Source organism: Roseiterribacter gracilis, from assembly GCA_018332375.1.
Classification (GTDB): domain Bacteria; phylum Pseudomonadota; class Alphaproteobacteria; order BOG-932; family Roseiterribacteraceae; genus Roseiterribacter; species Roseiterribacter gracilis.
Genome location: BOPV01000001.1, coordinates 630,848 through 649,849, shown reverse-complemented (window position 1 = coordinate 649,849; position 19,002 = coordinate 630,848). Strand labels below are relative to the sequence as shown.

Annotated in this window: 21 protein-coding genes; 4 read left to right on the top strand and 17 right to left on the bottom strand. The window is 64.7% G+C overall.

Features of this window, described 5'->3' with window-relative positions; all coding sequences use genetic code 11:
• Positions 1-40 precede the first annotated feature (40 nt).
• The 14 genes from TMPK1_RS03220 to TMPK1_RS03155 form a co-directional block, all read right to left on the bottom strand.
• On the bottom strand, positions 41-1,123 hold the full coding sequence (locus TMPK1_RS03220) for a LysM peptidoglycan-binding domain-containing M23 family metallopeptidase (RefSeq protein ID WP_420241385.1): 1,083 nt from the start codon (positions 1,121-1,123) through the stop codon (positions 41-43).
• A complete protein-coding gene (locus TMPK1_RS03215) occupies positions 1,120-1,716 on the bottom strand; it encodes a protein-L-isoaspartate(D-aspartate) O-methyltransferase (protein WP_420245605.1) in 597 nt (198 codons plus the stop codon). The genes TMPK1_RS03220 and TMPK1_RS03215 overlap by 4 nt, the downstream gene beginning before the upstream one ends.
• A 40-nt stretch (positions 1,717-1,756) precedes the next feature.
• The gene (gene surE, locus TMPK1_RS03210; protein WP_420241383.1) at positions 1,757-2,548 is read right to left on the bottom strand and encodes a 5'/3'-nucleotidase SurE; all 792 of its coding nucleotides are present in this window, start codon (positions 2,546-2,548) and stop codon (positions 1,757-1,759) included.
• Complete coding sequence (serS, locus tag TMPK1_RS03205; protein ID WP_420241381.1) at positions 2,545-3,828, bottom strand: serine--tRNA ligase; 1,284 nt, start codon at positions 3,826-3,828, stop codon at positions 2,545-2,547. The genes surE and serS overlap by 4 nt, the downstream gene beginning before the upstream one ends.
• A 61-nt stretch (positions 3,829-3,889) precedes the next feature.
• Positions 3,890-4,690, bottom strand: coding sequence for a twin-arginine translocase subunit TatC (gene tatC / locus TMPK1_RS03200; protein ID WP_420241379.1), 801 nt, complete (start codon positions 4,688-4,690; stop codon positions 3,890-3,892).
• Positions 4,687-5,169: a Sec-independent protein translocase protein TatB gene (gene tatB, locus TMPK1_RS03195; RefSeq protein WP_420241377.1), complete on the bottom strand. Its 483-nt coding sequence runs from the start codon at positions 5,167-5,169 to the stop codon at positions 4,687-4,689. The genes tatC and tatB overlap by 4 nt, the downstream gene beginning before the upstream one ends.
• Positions 5,170-5,204: 35 nt before the next feature.
• A complete protein-coding gene (locus tag TMPK1_RS03190; protein ID WP_420241375.1) occupies positions 5,205-5,444 on the bottom strand; it encodes a twin-arginine translocase TatA/TatE family subunit in 240 nt (79 codons plus the stop codon).
• Between the two features lie 29 nt (positions 5,445-5,473).
• A complete protein-coding gene (locus tag TMPK1_RS03185; protein ID WP_420241374.1) occupies positions 5,474-6,607 on the bottom strand; it encodes an ABC transporter ATP-binding protein in 1,134 nt (377 codons plus the stop codon).
• Positions 6,608-6,757: 150 nt separating this feature from the next.
• Positions 6,758-7,675: an SMC-Scp complex subunit ScpB gene (gene scpB / locus TMPK1_RS03180; protein ID WP_420241372.1), complete on the bottom strand. Its 918-nt coding sequence runs from the start codon at positions 7,673-7,675 to the stop codon at positions 6,758-6,760.
• Entirely contained in the window at positions 7,665-8,480 is an 816-nt protein-coding gene (locus TMPK1_RS03175; RefSeq protein ID WP_420241371.1) for a segregation and condensation protein A, read from the bottom strand. The genes scpB and TMPK1_RS03175 overlap by 11 nt, the downstream gene beginning before the upstream one ends.
• Complete coding sequence (gene nagZ / locus TMPK1_RS03170) at positions 8,477-9,460, bottom strand: beta-N-acetylhexosaminidase (protein ID WP_420241370.1); 984 nt, start codon at positions 9,458-9,460, stop codon at positions 8,477-8,479. The genes TMPK1_RS03175 and nagZ overlap by 4 nt, the downstream gene beginning before the upstream one ends.
• 34 nt (positions 9,461-9,494) lie before the next feature.
• Entirely contained in the window at positions 9,495-10,211 is a 717-nt protein-coding gene (locus tag TMPK1_RS03165; protein ID WP_420241369.1) for an SPOR domain-containing protein, read from the bottom strand.
• 131 nt (positions 10,212-10,342) lie between these two features.
• Entirely contained in the window at positions 10,343-12,088 is a 1,746-nt protein-coding gene (gene argS, locus TMPK1_RS03160; RefSeq protein ID WP_420241368.1) for an arginine--tRNA ligase, read from the bottom strand.
• 1 nt (position 12,089) lies between these two features.
• Positions 12,090-13,304 (bottom strand): deoxyguanosinetriphosphate triphosphohydrolase, encoded by a 1,215-nt coding sequence (locus tag TMPK1_RS03155; RefSeq protein WP_420241367.1) that lies wholly within the window; start codon positions 13,302-13,304, stop codon positions 12,090-12,092.
• A gap of 69 nt (positions 13,305-13,373) precedes the next feature.
• Between TMPK1_RS03155 and erpA the strand changes: the two genes are divergently transcribed.
• The 4 genes from erpA to TMPK1_RS03135 all read left to right on the top strand — a co-directional run bounded on the left by erpA (position 13,374) and on the right by TMPK1_RS03135 (position 16,208).
• Positions 13,374-13,721 (top strand): iron-sulfur cluster insertion protein ErpA, encoded by a 348-nt coding sequence (gene erpA, locus TMPK1_RS03150; protein ID WP_420241366.1) that lies wholly within the window; start codon positions 13,374-13,376, stop codon positions 13,719-13,721.
• A gap of 1 nt (position 13,722) precedes the next feature.
• A complete protein-coding gene (gene xth / locus TMPK1_RS03145) occupies positions 13,723-14,487 on the top strand; it encodes an exodeoxyribonuclease III (protein WP_420241365.1) in 765 nt (254 codons plus the stop codon).
• Between the two features lie 153 nt (positions 14,488-14,640).
• Positions 14,641-15,447 (top strand): GIN domain-containing protein, encoded by an 807-nt coding sequence (locus TMPK1_RS03140; RefSeq protein WP_420245604.1) that lies wholly within the window; start codon positions 14,641-14,643, stop codon positions 15,445-15,447.
• A 104-nt stretch (positions 15,448-15,551) separates the two neighbouring features.
• Entirely contained in the window at positions 15,552-16,208 is a 657-nt protein-coding gene (locus tag TMPK1_RS03135; protein WP_420241364.1) for a head GIN domain-containing protein, read from the top strand.
• Here TMPK1_RS03135 and TMPK1_RS03130 read toward each other — a convergent pair.
• From TMPK1_RS03130 to TMPK1_RS03120, 3 genes are all read right to left on the bottom strand, one after another.
• On the bottom strand, positions 16,205-16,552 hold the full coding sequence (locus TMPK1_RS03130; RefSeq protein ID WP_420241363.1) for a hypothetical protein: 348 nt from the start codon (positions 16,550-16,552) through the stop codon (positions 16,205-16,207). The genes TMPK1_RS03135 and TMPK1_RS03130 overlap by 4 nt on opposite strands.
• Positions 16,552-18,294, bottom strand: a complete 1,743-nt coding sequence (gene ilvD, locus TMPK1_RS03125) for a dihydroxy-acid dehydratase (protein WP_420241362.1) — start codon at positions 18,292-18,294, stop codon at positions 16,552-16,554. Before ilvD ends, TMPK1_RS03130 begins: the two co-directional genes overlap by 1 nt.
• A 105-nt stretch (positions 18,295-18,399) precedes the next feature.
• Entirely contained in the window at positions 18,400-18,855 is a 456-nt protein-coding gene (locus TMPK1_RS03120) for a DUF3455 domain-containing protein (RefSeq protein ID WP_420241361.1), read from the bottom strand.
• Between the last annotated feature and the right edge of the window lie 147 nt (positions 18,856-19,002).

Here is a 19,002-nt window from a genome sequence, read left to right as displayed (position 1 = left end):
GCGTCATCCCGCGCGCGCCGCGCGGCAAGAACCAAATCGCTTAGCTACGCATGGCGGGCGCTGGATCGATCGCTTTCGCACCGCGGCGAAGTTCGAAATGCAACTGCGGTTCGGCGACCGACCCGCTACGCCCCACTGTGCCGATCCGCTGGCCACGCGCGACCGTATCGCCCTTGGTGACGTCGATTTTGTCGAGATGCGCGTAGGCGGTGACGAATCCGTCGTCATGTTTGAGCAAAACGAGATTGCCGAAGCCGCGCAGTTCATTGCCGGCATAGACGACAGTGCCGCGATCGGCCGCTTTCACCGGTGTGCCCAACGGCGCTGCGATATTGACGCCGTCATTGTGCAGCCCGTCCGGCTTGGGCCCGTAGCCAGAAAGAACACGCCCGGAGACCGGCTGCAGGAACCGCGTACCGGCCGGCGCCGGCGCGTCTTCGATCGCAGCGACTGCAGCCGGCGGTACAGCAACAACCGGCGCCGCGATTGCGGGCGCGGCTGGCGCGACGACGGGCGCCGGGAGGATGGGCGTGGGCGGCGCGATCACTGTCGGTGCAGCGATCTGGGGCGCCAGCACGGTCGGTGCGGTTTGCGGAACAATTGCGGTCGGTTGCGGTGGCGGCGGCGGCAGCGGCGACGACTGCACCGGCGCAGCCGGCGATGGCGCGGCGACGATCGGTGCGGGCTGCGGTTGCGGCGGCGGCGCGACGGCGGCGCTGCGCATCACGGGCGCATTGCCGCGCACCGGCAGACGCAACGTCTGTCCCGGTCGGATTTCGTACGGTTCGCGCAGCTGGTTCAGACGAACGATCTCGCTTTGATCGACCGCGAACAGGCGCGAGATGCCGTACAGCGAGTCCCCGGCCTGCACGACATATTCGTGCGGCACCGGGAAGATTAGTTGCGTGCCGGGCGCCAGCTTGTACGGCGCTTGCAGTCCGTTGACCTCGATCAGATCGCGCATCGGCACGTCGTAGCGACGCGCGAGATCGGCGATCGTATCGCCGGGCTGGACGCCGATCGTGCGCGGCGACATGCGCTGCGGCGCGGCCGGCGCGCGTTCGCTGCCGCCGCCGAAGCAACCGCCCAACAACAGCAGCGACAGAAGCGCGAGACGCTTCATCCCGGCACCAGCGGTACGAAGCGAACCGGAAACATCTCTTCCTGCTCGTACCCGTCTTCGGTGCGCGTGACGCGCACCACGATCTGTTCGCCCGCGCGCCAGGTCACCGGCGTCACGAGAATACCGCCGATCGCCAGCTGTTCGAGCAAGGGCGGCGGCGCTTCTTCGCCGGCGGCAGCGGTCACCAGAATGCGATCGAACGGCGCCTGTTCGGGCCAACCTTTGCTGCCGTCGCCGTGCCGGGTCGTGATGTTGGTGATGCGCATCTGCTCAAGACGCTGCACGGCCTCGTCCAGCAGCGGTTTGATCGTCTCGATCGTGTAGACGCGTCGCGCCAGGTGCGACAGGACCGCGGTCTGGTAGCCCGACCCCGTCCCGACTTCGAGCACCTTCATCCGGTCGCCGACTTGCAACGCTTCGCTCATCAGCGCAACGACAAGCGGCTGGCTGATCGTCTGGGCATGGCCGATCGGCAGGGCAACATCGTCCCAAGCTTTGTCGGCGAAACTTGGCGGGATGAAGGCATCGCGCGCGACACGCTCCAGCGCCGCCAGCACGCGCGTGTCGGTGACGCCGGACCGGCGCAACGACATCAGCAGACGGATCTTGCGCGCGTCGTTCACGCCAACACGCTCACTGGTCGAACATCCGGCCGAGCCGTTGCAAGGTCGCGCCATGCGTCAGGTCGAGGCCAAGCGGCGTGACGGAAATGCCGCCGCCCGCAATTACGCCGATATCGGTTTCCGGATCGGTATCGACTTCTTCGCGCAGCGGCCCGATCCAGAAATACAGACGGCCGCGCGGATCGGTGCGTTCGACCAGATCGTCGCCCAGTTTGCGTTTGCCCTGGCGCACGACGCGGATGCCGGTGACTGCGTCGGGCGCGACAGCGGGAAAATTCACGTTCATCAACACGCCGGGATCCCAACGTGTCGCGCAGGCACGCCGCACCACGTCAGCGCCCCATTTCTCGGCTGTCGCGAAATCGGCTTTGCGCCCATCCTGGTAGGCTTGGCTGAACGCAATCGCGGGCACGCCCAGCAAGGTCGCTTCCATCGCCGCTGCGACGGTGCCCGAATAGGTGATGTCGTCGGCGAGATTTTCGCCGTGATTGACGCCCGACAGAACCAAGGTCGGCTTGGTGTCTTTGAACAGATGGCGGAAGGCGAGCAGCACGCAGTCGGTTGGCGTGCCGTCGACCGCGTAGCGCTTCTCCGCCAGTTTGCGCACGCGCAACGGACGCGAAATCGTCAGCGAATGCGACGCGGCCGATTGCTCGGTCTCGGGCGCACAGACCCAGACGTCATCGCTCAGGCTGCGCGCAATCCGTTCGAGCACCGCCAGACCTTCGGCATGCACGCCGTCGTCATTGGCGAGCAGGATCCGCGCCGCACCCAAATCGATCGGCGTCTCGTTGCTGGTCACGGGGTGATGCGATCGACGCCGCCGAGATACGGACGCAGCGCGTTCGGAATCGCGATCGAGCCGTCGGGCTGCTGATGATTTTCCAGCACCGCGATCAAGGTGCGTCCGACCGCGAGCCCCGAGCCGTTCAGCGTATGCACGAAACGCGGGCTGTCGGTCGATCCTTTGGCGCGGAAGCGCGCATCCATGCGGCGCGCCTGGAAGTCACCGCAATTCGAGCAGCTGGAAATCTCTCGATACGCCGCCTGCCCGGGCAACCAGACTTCGAGGTCGTAGGTCTTGCGTGCCGAAAAGCCCATGTCGCCCGCGCACAACAAGACGCGGCGGAACGGCAGCTCCAATTCGCGCAGTACCGTTTCGGCCGCTTGCGTCATGCGTTCGTGTTCGTCGTTCGACTCGTCCGGCGTCGTCACCGACACCAGCTCGACTTTCCAGAACTGGTGCTGGCGGATCATGCCGCGCGTGTCTTTGCCCGCAGCACCCGCTTCGGCGCGGAAGCACGGCGTCAGCGCAGTCATGCGCAGCGGCAGCCTGTCGGCGTCGACGATCTGCTCGCGCACCAGATTGGTGAGCGGCACTTCGGCGGTCGGGATCAGCCAACGATCGTCGGTGGTGTGAAACAGGTCTTCGGCGAATTTGGGCAGCTGGCTGGTGCCGAACAACGCCGCGCCGCGCACCAAAATCGGTGGCGCCACTTCTTCGTAGCCGAAGCGTGTCGTTTGCAGATCCAGCATGAACTGGCCCAGCGCACGTTCGAGCCGCGCCAACGGTCCGCGCAACACGGTGAACCGCGCGCCCGACAGTTTGGCGCCGTCTTCCGCGCTCATGCCGAGACGTTCGCCCAACTCGACATGGTCCTTGGCGCCGGCCGCGGTGGCGGGATCGACCGGGTTCGGGCCCGGCCAATAGGACTGCACGACATTGTGGGTTTCGTCTTCGCCTTCGGGCACGTCCGCAGCCGGCAGGTTCGGCATGCCAGCAAGCAGCAGCTCCATCCGCTCGTCGAGCGTGCGCTGGCGATCTTCCAACGCCGGCAAGCGCATTTTCAGCTCGCCGACTTCGGCGATCATGTCGTCGGCTTTTTCGCCGCGCGATTTGGCGGCGCCGATTTCCTTCGACAGAGCGTTGCGGCGCTGCTGCGCCTCCTGCGTTTCGGTCTGGATCCGGCGGCGCTCGGAATCGAGATTGAGCACCTCGTCGGCCATGCCGGTGAGACCGCGCCGTGCAAGGCCGCGATCGAACTCGTCCGGATTGTCCCGGATCGCACGCAGGTCGAACATGTGGAGCTCGGAAATTCAGTCAAACGGGGACGGTTCTTCTAGCCCACCGCCCCGCTGGTTCCTAGCTCTCGGCTGCCTCTTCCGCGGCCTCGCGCTTGGCGCGGCTGCGTTCGATGGCGCGGCCGATCCAGATCGACACCTCGTAGAGAACGACGATCGGCAGTGCCATCGCGACCTGGCTCATCGGATCGGGCGGCGTCAGCACCGCCGCAACCACGAAGGCGATCACGATCGCATAGCGCCGGTTGCGCGCCAGCGCCGCGCTGGAGGTGATTCCAACCTGCACCAGCAAGGTCAGCAGCACCGGGAGTTCGAACACGAATCCGAAGCCGAAGATGAATTGCATCACCAGCGACAGATATTCGGCGACTTTGGGTTCGAGCTGGATCGGCAGTCCGCCATCGACCGGCGGTTGCTCGAAGCCGGTGAAAAAGTGCCAGGCGACTGGCAGCACGAAATAATAAACCAGCGACGCGCCGAGCGCGAACATGATCGGCGTCGCAACCAGGAACGGCGCGAAGACGCGCTTCTCGTTCTTGTAGAGCCCGGGCGCGACGAACATCCAAAGCTGGGTCGCGATGATCGGAAAGCTGACGATCAGCCCGCCGAACATGGCGACGCGGATGTTGGTGAAAAACTTTTCCTGCAACGCCGTGAAGATCAGGCGCTTGCCTTCACGCCCCTGCCACGCAACCGACAGCGGGCGCGTCAGAAATTCGAAAATATTGTCGGCGAAATAGAAGGCGACGAGAAAGCAGATCAGAAACGCCAGCGCGGACCAGATCAACCGCCGACGCAACTCCAGCAGATGCTCGAGCAACGGCATCTTCTTGTCGTCGGTATCTTCTTCCGTCGCGGTCACGAATTCGGCTTCTGCTGCGGTTCGGGCTTGGTCGCCGGTGCGTCGTCGAATTTCTCGAACGCGTAAGGTTCTTCCGGCGCCGGAACGATTTCGGGCTGCGGCGTCGTGGTCGAATGTTCGATCTCTGCCGTCGTCACCGGCTGCGTCTGCAGCGGATCGGCTTCGGGCGTCGGCGTGTCCGACATCGGAGTCAGGGGATCGCTGTTGAAGGTCTTTTTCAGCTCGCCGTCGGGATCGACGTGCTTTTCGACTTCTTCCTGCACCGACATCGCCATCTTGCGCGCCTGTTCGCGCATTTCGTGCAGCTCGCTTTCGCGCACGAAGTCGTCGACGTTCGACTGGAATTCGCGCGCCATGCGTTGCGCAGCGCGGATCCAGGTCGTGACCGTGCGGATGGCGCGCGGCAAATCTTTGGGACCGATGAAGATCAACGCGACAATCGCGATGATCACCAGCTTTCCGCTGTCGAGATCGAACATGCGAGCGGCTTTGGGCGCGAAACGCGCCGGCAGACTTAGGAGTGGCGAACCGTCTCGTCGCGACGCGCGGCCGAGTCAGCCGGCGAACCGTCGATGGTGCGCGGCTGCGCCGGCGGCGCGGCATTCGCCTCTTCGCCGTCTTTCATCGACTTCTTGAAGGAGGTGATGCCCTTGCCGAGATCGCCCATGAGACGGGACAGCTTGCCGCCGCCGCCGAACAGGATGAGCACAACGGCCAATACGATCAGCCAGTGCCAAATGCTTAGAGAACCCACGGAAAACCTCCCCGGAACGCCGGCCAGTTCTAAACCGCGGCAGTCGGAAACACAAAGGCCCGGCCGGCGTCGAGCGCAATCCAGACACGGGAGTCTTCGGCCGGCAGCCAGACACCCGCAACACGCGCATGCAGATGGACCGGCCCCGCCTGGGAATCTTCCACGGTCATATGCACAAGACTTGTACGTCCGAGCAGGCGCGCAGCCTGCACCCGCGCTTCGGTCGCAGTGCCGGTCACCGGCTTTTGCTCGGAAAGCGCCAGCATTTCCGGGCGGATCAACACTTCGACTGCAGTCCCGTCGGCGAGTTTGGTCGGGTGCACGCAGCCGAGCGGCGTGTCGACGCAGCCATTGCGCACGACGCCGTCGAGCCGATTGATCTCGCCGAAAAATCCGGCAGCGAACGAATTGCTGGGACGCAGATAGAGATCTTCGGGCCGGCCGACCTGCACCAACCGCCCCTGCTTCATCAGCGCAATCCGGTCGCCGAGGAACATCGCCTCTTCCGGATCATGCGTGACCAGCAAGGTCGCGATACCGTTCTGCTTCAACAGATGCAGCGTCTCGTCGCGAATTTGCGCGCGCAGCTGTGAATCAAGCCCCGAGAACGGTTCGTCGAGCAGCAGAACATCGGGCCGCGGCGCCAAGGCGCGCGCCAGCGCAACGCGCTGCTGCTGCCCGCCGGAAAGCTGATGGACATAGGATTTTGCGTAGCCGTCCATGCCGACCTGCGCCAACGCATCCATCGCGCGGCGCGTCGCTTCGGCAGGCGCAAGCTTGTGCAGGCCGAAGCGCACGTTGCGCAGCACATCGAGATGCGGAAACAGCGCGTAGTCCTGAAACACCAGCCCGATCGAACGGCGCTCGGGTGGGACCTGGACGTGTGGGCCCGCAACCAACCGGCCAGCCAGCGCCACCGATCCCTGCTGCAGCCGCTCCAACCCTGCCGCGATGCGCAGCAAGGTCGACTTGCCGCAACCGGACGGTCCGACGAGACAGACGATCTCGCCCCGCGCGATCGACAAGGACACGTCGTCGACGGCGCGAAGCGCAGCGTAGCTGTGTGAAACACGCTCCATCGCCAACGCCGGCGTCTGCGGCGTAGCCGTCGGCAGCAGCGATGGCGCGTCGTCGAGCGGCGACTTGCGCAGAGGAAGGTTCATGGCGGGGACCAGCTTTCGAACCAGAAGCTAGTGCGACTGGTTCTCGACTGCAATCTGTCCCGCTCGCGTGATCCCTAAGGATCACGCTCCCTTTCTAGCTTTGCGCGTTTTTCTTCCGCGAACCGGTACCCACTTCGCGGGAAAAACGCGTCAGTCGCGGCCCTCTTCGTGGGCGTCGTCGTGCGCCGGCTCGGCGTCGCCCGGGCGCAGATCCAGCTCGTCACCGTCGGTGTCGATCTCGTCCTCTTCGTGCTCGGCGAACTTATCGAGCGCGGCGATCGCCGGACGTGCATCGAGCAGGCCCGCGGCGCGCAGATCGTCGAGGCCCGGCAGGTCGGCCAGGCTTTCCAGCCCGAACTGGTCGAGGAACTGCTGCGTCGTCATCCAAGTCAGCGGCTTGCCCGGCACGTCGTTGCGACGTTTGCCCGGCTTGATCCAGCCCGTCTCGATCAGCACGTCGAGCGTGCCGCGCGATGTGGTCACGCCGCGAATGGTCTCGATTTCGGGACGGCTCACCGGCTGATGATAGGCGATCGTCGCCAAGGTCTCGACTGCGGCGCGCGACAGGCGGCGCGTCTGCACCTGTTCGCGTTTCAACGTGCCGGCCAAATCAGCGGCCGTGCGGAAGCACCAGCGATTGTCGCGCTGCACGAGATTGACGCCGCGACCGGCATATTGCTCGGCCAGCTCGGACAACAGGCCCGGCATCTCTTTGCGATAACCGACCTGCGCAACCAGCGCGTTCTCTTCGATCGGTTCGGCCGACGCGAAGAGGATCGCTTCGATCACGCGCAGCAAATGGTAGCGCGCAGCTTCGTCGAGCGGTTCTTCAGCAGGCTTCTTCGACTTGGACTTCTTGCCCTTGCCGGCGCTCGCTTCTTCGCTCTCGTCGCCTTCGCCCTGGGCGTCGCCTTCCTCTTCGTCGAGGTCGCCTTCTTCAAGGTCGCCCTCTTCCAGATCGGCGTCTTCGAGTTCTGCGTCTTCCGCAAGTTCGACGTCTTCGCCGCCCTCGACTTCGAGGTCCATTTCTTCTTCGTGTTCGTGGTCGTCGCGCGGTTTAGCCATCATTCTTCGTCTCGGTCTCGGGTTCTTCTTCAAACACGTCCACGCGATCGGCGGAACGCAGATAGATCGGTTGGAATGCGCCGTCCTGGCGGATGTCGAGCTTGCCGCGCTTGGCAAGTTCGAGCGACGCGCCGAACGTGGCGGCGATCGCTGAACGCGCTTCGGTGGCGTCGCGTGCACGCGTCGGCACGAACGTCTTCAACGTCGTCCATCCCGGCATGCCCGGCAGCAGGCTCGACAACCATTCGATCGCTTTTTCGACCGAATGGAGATTGTACTCGGCCATGCGCAGCGCCGGCTTGGCTTTGCGCGTGTGGATCGCACCGCGCAGCGCAAGCAGATCGTACAGCGTGACGCCCGCATCCCAGTGCAGACGGATCGCGATCGGTTCGACTTCGCCGCGCGCGAAAATTTCGCGGCCCAGCTGCGGCCGGCGCAGCAACGCGTTGCCAGCTTCGCGGATCGCTTCGAGACGGCGCAGCTGGAAGGCAAGCGCCGCCGCCATCTCTTCGCCGGTCGGCTCCGGATCGCCGGGCGGTGCCGGCAACAGCAGGCGCGACTTCAAGAACGCCAGCCACGCCGCCATCACCAGATAGTCGGCGGCAAGTTCGAGGCGGATGCGCCGCGCGCGTTCGATGAAGGCGAGATACTGCTCGGCCAGCGCCAGGATCGAGATCTTGGTCAGGTCGACTTTCTGATCGCGCGCAAGCGACAGCAGCAAGTCGATCGGACCGTCGAACCCGTCGAGGTCAAGCAGAAATTGGCCGTGTTCGTCTTCGTCCGGCAGCTCGTGTGCGAATGCGGTCATGCCGCCTCGCTCAAGCGCAGCAATTCATCCAGACGTGCACGTTCGGCCCGCACCTTCGCAACCGGCCGCCGCCAAGGCTTGGCGACGCGGCGCAATCCCACGTCATCGATCGCGCGTGTGCCGCGCATCGCATCTACCATTTCGTCCATCACACCTGAGCAATGCAGAGTCAGATCGCAGCCCGCGGCGAGCGTCGCTTCGGCGCGCGCAGCAAACGATCCCGAGAGGGCTTTCATGCCGATATCGTCGGCGATCAACACGCCGTCGAAACCAATGTCACGACGGATTACGTCGCCGATGATGCGCGCCGAGATCGATGCCGGCAGCGCGTCGATCGACTGGTACACGACATGCGCAACCATCGCCCAGGCCGAGCGCACGCCGCGGAACGCGATGAAGTCGCTGTCGCGCAACGCGTCTTCGCTGGCGGTCACGACCGGCAGTTCGAGATGCGAGTCCGACGTCGCACGACCGTGCCCCGGAATATGTTTGGCGATCGGCAGTACGCCGGCATCGAGAAATCCGTCGATCGCCGCGTCGGCAAGCGCCGCAACCAAGGCCGGATCGCCGCCATAGGCGCGGTCGCCGATCACCGTATGGGTTTCCGGCCGCAGCAAATCTAACACCGGCGCGCAGGCGCTGGTGAGGCCGAGCTCGGCAAGCATCTGTCCGATCAGTTGCGCGTGCAGCCGCGCCGCTTCGCGTCCGGCGGCAAGATCGCGCTCTGCCAATTCGCCGATGCGACGTGCTGCTGGCAGCGCCGGCCATTGCGGCGGACCCAGCCGCGCAACGCGACCGCCTTCCTGATCGATCAACACCGGCGCTTCGCGACCGACCGCTGCGCGCAACGCATCAACCAGCGCGCGCACCTGGCCCGGCGTGTCGACATTGCGCTTGAACAGAATGAATCCGAGCGGATTGGCGTCGCGGAAAAAGTCGCGCTCGCTGTCGCCGAGCAGCGGACCAGCGCAACCAAGCACGATCGCGGCGGGAGTCTTTGTTTGCTGGGGGCGATCAGCGCACAAGGCAACCCACCTTCTGCGCCGAAAGCTTCGCGCACAGATCTTTGGCGGTGGCGGCGTCGAGCGGACCGGCCTTGATGCGGTAGAGCGTGGTGCCGCCGCTTTGCACGGTTTCGGTCTGCATCGACAATTTGCCGAGCAGATCGCTATGCGAGGCTTTGAGCTTCGCGAAGGTCGAACGTGCCGCCTCTTCGCTCGGCACCGCGCCAAGCTGCAGACGATAGTCCGCGCTAGCCGTCGTTGCCGGTGCCGGCGCTTTCGCCGCCTCCTGTTTCGCGCCGGGCGGTGCGAGCGCTATCGGCGACGCGGTGTCGACTCGGGCCTTCGGCAGCTCGGGCAGTTTGTTCGGCGCAGCGCTTGCGACTTGCGGCGTCGGCGCCAGCACGGTCGGCGCTGGCGCGGTGATCACGGGCGCAGGCTGCAGCGTTTCGACCGGACGTTCGACCGCGGGACGCGTCGGCTCGGGGCGCGCCATCGGCGCTTCGGGCGGCGGCAGCAGGCTTTCGACCGGCGGCTTCTTGTTCTTGTCGGCGCCCGGTTGCAGCCGGTCGTAGACCATCGTGTCCTGATACGGGACCTGCATGCCGCCCGGCTGTTCCGGACGGGTCTTGGTCGGACCGGCATCGGCGCGGATCAACGGCGGCGGACCACCAGTACCGGCGCGGCCGCGGTCATAGGCAAACCAAACGATCGATCCAAAGACGAGCACGGCGCAGCCGACCGCAGCCGCCGGCAGCCAAGCACGACGGCCGGAAGCGCCTGTCCCCGTCGCCGAGGACGCCGCCGCGGAACGCGGAGTCGCCATCTCGGCCCGGAGCGTTGGGCTGCCGTCTTGCTGCGTCATGCGCGAAGTTCCTCCACCGGCTCGACGCCGATCGTGCCGAGGCCGGAGGCGAGAACCGTCTGTACCGCCTTCACCAGCCCGACGCGAGCGAGTGTCAGCGCGGGGTCTGATTCGATCAAGAAACGTAAGGTCGCGTCATCGCGCCCCTTGTTCCAGAGCGAATGAAATTCCCCCGCCAACTCGTACAAATAAAAGGCGATTCGGTGCGGCTCGTGGGCGATCGCAGCCTGCTCGATCACATTCGGAAACTGCGCCATCGCCCGAATGAGCGGCAGCTCGTCTTCCGTTAGCCGCGCATAATCGGCCGAGGCTAGCTCGGCTTCGTTTGGCGGCTCGGGCAGCGCCGCCGCATGGCGCAACACCGACCGGCAGCGCGCATGGGCGTACTGGACGTAGAAAACCGGGTTGTCCTTCGACTGCTCGACCACCTTGTCGTAGTCGAAGTCGAGCGTCTGATCGTTGCGGCGCGTCAGCATGACGAAGCGCACGACGTCCTTGCCGACTTCGTCGATCAGGTCGCGCAAGGTGACGAAGTTGCCGCTGCGCTTCGACATCTTCACCGGCACGCCGCCCTGCAGCAGGTTCACCAGCTGGCACAGCTTCACGTCGATCGCGGCCTTGCCGTCGCTGATCGCGGCCACCGCGGCGGTGATGCGCTTGACCCAGCCTGCATGGTCGGCACCGACCACGTCGATCAGGTTGTTGAAGCCGCGACTCCACTTATCGAGGTGATAGGCGACGTCGTTGGCAAAGTAGGTGAACGAGCCGTCGGCTTTCGCGATCGGACGATCGACGTCGTCGCCGAATTGCGTGGCGCGGAACAGCAACTGTTCGCGCGGCTCCCAATCGTCCGGCAACTTGCCCTTGGGCGGTTCGAGAACGCCTTTGTAGAGCAAGCCCTTGGAGTCGAGCGTTGCGAGCGCCTCTTGCACCTTGCCGGCTTCGACCAGCGCGCGCTCGCTGCTGAATCGATCCATCTTCACGCCCAGCGCCACCAGGTCGTCGCGGATCATGTCCATCAGCGCGTCGATCGCGAACGGACGCACGACAGGCAGCCAGACGGCCTCGTCGGCCGTCATCCATTTGTCGCCGTCGCGCGCTTTGAGCTTCGCGCCGACCGACTTCAGATACTCGCCGGGATAGAGGCCCGACGGGATCTCGACGGCCTCGCCGAAGGCTTCGCGGTAGCGGAGGTAGGCCGAGCGCGCCAGCACATCGACCTGCGCACCGGCGTCGTTGATGTAGTACTCGCGCGTGACGTCGTAGCCGGCTTTGGCCAACAGCCCCGCCAGCGCGTCGCCGACCACGGCGCCGCGCGCGTGACCTGCGGTCAGCGGGCCCGTGGGATTCGCAGACACGTATTCGACGTTCACCCGCTCGCCGATGCCGACCTTGCTGTCGCCGTAGCGCGGCCCGGCCGAAACGATATCGACCAGCCGCGCGCGCCAGAATTCGGGCGTCAGGCGCAGGTTCAGAAAGCCTGGACCAGCCACTTCGGCGCTTACGACGTCGGCTGAGCCGCGCAGCTTTTCCGCCAGCGCCTCAGCCACTTGGCGCGGATTCTTGCCGGCCGGTTTGGCCAGCACCATGGCGGCATTGGTCGCGACGTCGCCGTGGCTCGGATCGCGCGGCGCTTCGACGCCGATGCGCGATAGATCGAGCCCGGACGGCAGCACGCCGTCACGCGACAACTCCTCGACCGCCGCGCGAACCACGGCGGCTAAGTAACTGAACAAATTCATTTCAAATCTTGTGGTACGGGTCGAAAAGCCGGCGGTGCTCGTCGATCGCAAAGCGATCCGTCATGCCGGCCACGTAGTCAGCGATGGTACGGGCGCGGTGTGTCGCCCCGCCCGTCTCCGCCTGGGCGCGCCATTCGGGCGACAGGCAGGACGTGTCGTCCATATACAGCTCGAACAGATCCGTCAGCACCCCGCGCACCTTCCGGCGCATGCGGTTGACCCGGAAGTCGCGATAGACCCGGTCGTAGAGGAATTTCCGCACCGCCTGCTGCTGCGGCTGCATCGCGTCCGAGAAGGTCACCATCGGCCGTCCAGCCGCCCGGACCGCCTCGACATTGGCGGGATTCAGCTCAGCCAGGCGGCGGCGCGTCTCGGCCAGGATGTCGTTGACCATCCGGTCGATCATCCGCCGCGTCGTTTCAAAAATCAGGCGCCCTTGTTCCAGCCCCGGCCACTGGCCCAACACCTCATCGAGGATCGGGCCGACCAACGGCAGCTCGCGCAGCTCGGCGACGGTGATAAAGCCGGCGCGCAACCCGTCATCGATGTCGTGCGTGTTGTAGGCGATGTCGTCGCTGATCGCGGCGACCTGGGCCTCAAGCCCGGCATAGGACCCGAGTTCGAGGTCCCACTTGGCCCTGAACGCGTCGATCGTGGTCGGGTATGGCGGTTTTATGGGGCCGTTGTGTTTGACCAGCCCTTCCAGCGTTTCCCAGGTCAGGTTCAGCCCATCGAACGCGGCGTAGCGATGTTCGAGTTGGGTCAAAATCCGCAGCGCCTGGTCGTTATGGTCGAAGCCACCGTGGCCTTCCATGCAGGCATGGAGCGCGTCTTCGCCGGCATGACCGAAGGGCGTGTGACCCAGGTCGTGCGCTAGCGCCACGCATTCGGCGAGGTCCTCGTTGAGCGACAAATGCCGCGCCACGGTGCGCGCGATTTGCGCCACTTCAATCGAATGGGTCAGCCGGGTCCGGTAGTAGTCGCCCTCGTGGTACACAAAGACCTGGGTCTTGTGCTTCAGCTTGCGGAAGGCGCCCGAATGCACGATCCGGTCGCGGTCGCGCTGGAATGGGCTGCGGCTTGGGCTTTCGGGCTCAGGATTTAGCCGGCCACGCGAACGGGCCGGATCGCAGGCATAGGGCGCCCACGGCCGTGGCGCCCACTGACTTTCAGTCTGGGGCGCCAACAGCGGCGCTCCGGGCTGCGTCTCGGGCATGGGCGTCATGGCGGCGCGAACCTGCCGGACTCGTTGCGGCGTTGCAATCGCGCCCTAGATTGGAAGCCTATGGAATCAGTACTCGCCCACGACCTGACCCTTTCGCCAGCGGCAGCTCGCCGCGTTGCCCAGCTCGCCGAGCTCGAAGGCAAACCGGGGCTGATGCTGCGCATCACCGTCTCGGGCGGTGGCTGCCAGGGGTTTCAGTACGCCTTCTCGTTTGACGACCAGACCGCGTCGGACGACCGCGTGTTCGAGCGCGACGGGTCGAAACTCGTCACCGACGAAACCTCGCTCGATCTGCTGGCGGGCGCCGAGATCGATTTCGTCGAAGATCTGATGGGCGCCTATTTCCAGGTGAAGAATCCCAACGCGACGTCGTCCTGCGGCTGCGGCACCAGCTTCGCCGTCAACTGACGTGAAGATCGCGACCTGGAACGTCAATTCGATCAAAGTCCGGCTGCCGATCGTCAGTGATTGGCTGCAGACGCACGGCGTCGACGTGCTGATGCTGCAGGAAATCAAAACCACCGAATTCCCGACCGCGGAGTTCGAGAAGATCGGCTATCGCTGCGAGTTTGTCGGGCAGAAAGCCTATAACGGCGTCGCGACCTTGACGAAAATTGCCGGCGCCGATCCGGTCAAGGCACTGGCTGGCGACGCAGCCGACGAACATGCGCGCTTTCTTGCGATGACGATCAACGGCGTGCGCGTCATCAACATCTACCTGCCCAACGGCAATCCGATCGGCACCGAGAAGTTCGCCTACAAGCTGGCTTGGATGCAGCGGCTGAAAAGCGAAATCCAATCCATGCTCGACGCCGAGATTCCGTTCGTCGTCGGCGGCGACTTCAACGTCATTCCCGACGACATCGATTGCTCTGATCCCAAGCTTTGGGTGAACGACGCGTTGGCACAGCCCGAGACGCGCGCGTTGTGGCGTTCGATGTTGCATCTCGGAACCGTCGATGCGTTCCGCGCGGTCGATAAGCGGCCGGGCCAATATAGTTTCTGGGACTACCAGGCCGGTGCCTGGCGCCGGAATATCGGCATCCGCATCGACCATTTCCTGACCTCGCCGCAAATCACCGACCGCATCGAAGCCTGCGAGATCGACAAGGCACCGCGTGCGCTGGAGAAAGCGTCCGATCACACGCCGGTGATTCTCACGCTGCGCGCCTGACCGACCTGCGGGACGGCCGACGGAATAGATCAGGCGCGCTTATCCCTACATCAAGAAGGTTGGTTCATCGCGGCCGCAGAAGTGCGCTAGGCTTTTGCCATGCCGAATGACGAACCCGGATTGCGTCCACCCTACCTGGTCCTTGCCTTGAGTGTGGTCCTCGTCGTCACCGTGGCGATGTCGACCAGCCTTGATTTCGGATTTGGCGACGAAACGACCACCGAAGACCGCACCGTCGCGAGCGAAACACGCACGCTTGCCGAAGGGCGCGGTGTCGAAATCGCCGGCCCGATCGACACGGTGATCCGCATCGGCAGCCCGCAATCGATCGAGATCGAAGCACCGGACTCGCTGCGCCCACAGATCACGACCGAACTGCGCGACGGGCTCGTGCATCTGGGATTTGACGGCAAGGTGCCGCGCCGTACCAAGCTCAAAGCGCGCATCACCGTTCCGCAAATGGAGAAGCTGCACATCGCCGGCAGCGGCAACGCCGAGATCATGGGACTCGATGGTGGCACGTTCGCCATCACCATCGACGGGTCTGGCAGTGTCGATGCCAGCGGCACAGTCGAGCGCACCGACATCATGGTGCGCGGCTCCGGCGACATCGATCTCAGCTCACTGCAGACGCGCGATCCGACAGTACGCGTCCAGGGTTCCGGCAATGTCGAGCTGGGCGACATTGCCAGCGGCACGGCGCGAGTCGAAATCCGCGGCAGTGGGAACGTGACGTTGAGCGGTCGCGTCGACCGGTTGGAAACGACGATTGCCGGATCCGGCGATCTCGACGCCAGCGAACTCGAAGCACAGGACGCGCGCGTCGAAGTGCGCGGCAATGGCGACGCCGAATTGCATGTGCGACGCACGTTGGAAGTCATTCGCCACTCCGGCGACGGCGTCGTCACCAACACCGGAAGCGCGCACGTGACGACGACCGAACTTGGAAAGAAGCGCTAATCGCTGAGCGACGGATCAGTACGCCTTATCGATCCATCAGGACGCTTCATTTGTCGGCCACAGGCTAGGGCTGGTTCATTCGCATCTCCTGCTTGGAGATTCGCATGCGTTCGCTCGCCCTCGCCGTCGTGTTGTTGTCGCTCACCGCGTCGTGCACAGCCCCTGAACCACTGCCGACGATTTCGTCGCTGCGTTTCGGCACCGAGACTCGTCCGGTTGCAATCGGCACGCGCGGCGTGGAAGTCGACGGTCCGATCGACGTGACGCTTGCCATTGGGCCGACGCCTTCGCTGGTCCTTGAAGCCAACGACAATCTGCTGCCACGGATCACCAGCGAAACGCGCGACGGCGTGCTGCATCTGGACATGCGCGGCTGGACGATGGGTGTGACCAGGCTCAAAGCGACGCTGACTCTGCCGCAGGCCCAGATGATCAGCGTCCGCGGTGTCGGCAATATCGATGCGACGGGCTTCGCGGGCGGGCCGCTCGACATCGTCATCAGCGGTGCCGGACACGTACGCGTCGCCGGCATGGCGGAACGTCTCACGGTCACAGTCAGCGGCGTCGGCGGCGTGAATGCCGACGCGCTTGCGGTGCAGGATGCGACGGTGATGACGTCCGGTGCAGGCAACGTCAAACTGCAAGTGGCGCGCACGCTTGGCGTGACACACAGCGGTATCGGCTCGGTCGTGTATCGCGGCACACCGCAAGTCACGGCAAGCGGCAACGGCATCGGCGAAGTCCGCGCCGCGCGCAGTTAGAGACCGGCGGCGCGCCCCGGCGTGACGGTCAGCTTCACCGGCTTGCCCGAATCCGGCGCCCAGGTGAGCGTGCCTTTGTCGTCGAAGATGCGCGTGCAAACCGGCGGGTCATTCGACAGCGACGTGCAGAACGCGTCACCGCGCTGCTCCCACTTGCCGGCATAGTGGTCGGTGCCGACGCGCCCATACAGCGTGCCGTCCGGCGCGTAATGTTCCTGGAATCCGTCGGGCAGATGGGCCGTGTTCCCGACCAGCAGCGCGTGCACGCGATCGGCCGGCACCGGCGGCGGCATGCTGGCGCAACCGGTGAGCGCCAACAGCGCCGCCAGAATTCTACGCCGCATCAAATGTCGGCATAGATGTGCGTTTCCGCAGCGCCGCCCGGATGCGTAACCGCACCCTTCTCCGCGTCGCCCACCGTCTGCGCGAACTTCCACAAGGCGCCCGACTGGAAATCATGCTTGCGCGGTTTCCACGCCGCACGACGCTTGGCCAATTCGTCGTCGCTGAGTTCGACGTCGAGCGTGCCGTTCTCGGCGTCGATCACGATGATATCGCCGTTCTGCAGTAGGCCGATCGCGCCGCCGACCGCGGCTTCCGGACCGACATGGCCGATGCAAAAGCCGCGCGTGCCGCCGGAAAAACGTCCGTCGGTGATCAGCGCGACTTTGTCGCCCATCCCCTGCCCGTACAGCGCCGCCGTCGTCGACAACATCTCACGCATGCCGGGGCCGCCGCGCGGACCTTCGTAGCGAATGACCAGCACGTCGCCTTCCTGGTATTCGCGCTTTTCGACTGCAGCGAACGCATCTTCTTCGCAGTCGAAGACGCGCGCCGGACCGCTGAATTTCAGATTCTTCATGCCCGCGACTTTGACGATCGCGCCTTGGGTTGCGAGATTCCCGACCAGACCGACGACACCGCCGGTCGGCGTGATCGGCGAGGTCGCCGGACGCACGACGTCTTGGTCGGTGGGGAATTTCACGTTGGCCAGATTTTCGGCGATCGTTTTTCCGGTCACCGTAATGCAGTCGCCGTGCAGATAGCCGGCGTCGAGCAGCGTCTTCATAACAATCTCAACGCCGCCGACTTCGAACAGATCCTTGGCGACGTAACGGCCGCCCGGTTTCAAGTCGGCGATATAGGGCGTGCGTTTGAAGATGCGCGCCACTTCGTGCAGATCGAATTCGATGCCACATTCATGCGCGATCGCCGGCAGATGCAGCGCCGCGTTGGTCGAGCCGCCGGTTGCGGCCACGATCGTCGCGGCATTCTCCAAGGCTTTGCGCGTGACGATGTCACGCGGGCGCAGATTTTTCGCAATCAGATCGACGACGGCGCGGCCCGATGCTTCGGCCCATTGATCGCGCGTCTCATACGGCGCCGGCGCGCCGGCCGACCCGGGCAGCGCCAAGCCCATCGCTTCGGACACGCAAGCCATCGTGTTGGCGGTGAACTGTCCGCCGCAGGATCCGGCGCTGGGACAGGCAACACATTCCAGCTCGTGCAGTTCGGCGTCGTCCATCGCGCCGACCGCGTGCTTGCCCACTGCTTCGAACACATCGACGACGGTGACGTCCTTGCCGCGGAATCTTCCGGGCAGAATCGAGCCGCCGTACATGAACACCGACGGGACGTTGAGACGCACCATCGCCATCATCATGCCGGGCAGGCTTTTGTCGCAGCCCGCCAGACCGACCAGCGCATCATAGCAATGACCGCGCATCGTCAGCTCGACCGAATCCGCGATCACTTCGCGCGAGCATAGCGACGACTTCATGCCGGCATGGCCCATGGCGATGCCGTCAGTGACGGTGATGGTGGTGAATTCGCGCGGCGTGGCGCCGGCTGCTTTGACACCCCGCTTCACCGACTGCGCCTGGCGATTGAGCGAGATGTTGCAGGGCGCCGCTTCATTCCAGCAGGTCGCGACGCCGACAAAGGGCTGCGCGATCTCGGCCTCGGTCAGGCCCATCGCATAATAGTAGCTACGGTGCGGTGCGCGCTCGGGCCCGACAGTTACGTGACGGCTGGGAAGCTTGGATTTGTCCCAGCTGCGAGTCGGTTTCGGGTCGTCGAGCGGCATTACGTGATCTCCGGATACGAGATCCGGGACCATAGCGACCGCCGCTCGACGCGCAACAATCCCGCGCGGATTTGCCCTATTCGCGCAACGAATGGACTCGAAGCCTCAGTCTTCGAACGTGTAGTCCGCTTCATAGGGCTGGCTCAGCCAGGCGCCTTCTTTAGGGCATGCACCCGCGGCGACGCCGCCCTTGGTGTTGACCCGGTGCACCTTGGAGGCGCGTTCGAGCTCACCCAGCCCGTGATGCTCGGTGGCGGTCAGCACCAGATGCGGAATGTCGTCGGGCGTTTTGCCGGGTTTGCTTTCGGCGACTTTGCCGCGCACCAAACTGCCGTCGACATGTTCCCATGTCGGGCCGGCGTAATGACGACCGACCGTCTTGCCGGCATAGAACAGCGACGCGACCGGTTCGCGGAATTTCCATTGCAGCTCGCCTTTGTCGTTCGGCTCGCAGCGATAAATCTGCGAACCGACCGCGTGCAGCGTGATTGGATCTTTGGCTTGCGCTGTCGATGCCGCGACGGTCGCGGCCAATACGGCCATGCCGAAAACTGCTTTCATGACGAGCTCCTCCTGGTTGTTCTTGGCAGAAACTGCCCGCGGCTCCGGCTGGATGTCGATTGGCAGAAATTGTCTCCGGGGCAACGCGGTTTTGCTGAACGAGTTTCACCTGCCGGTTCGACGAAGTCGTTTGAACATCGCCCAACG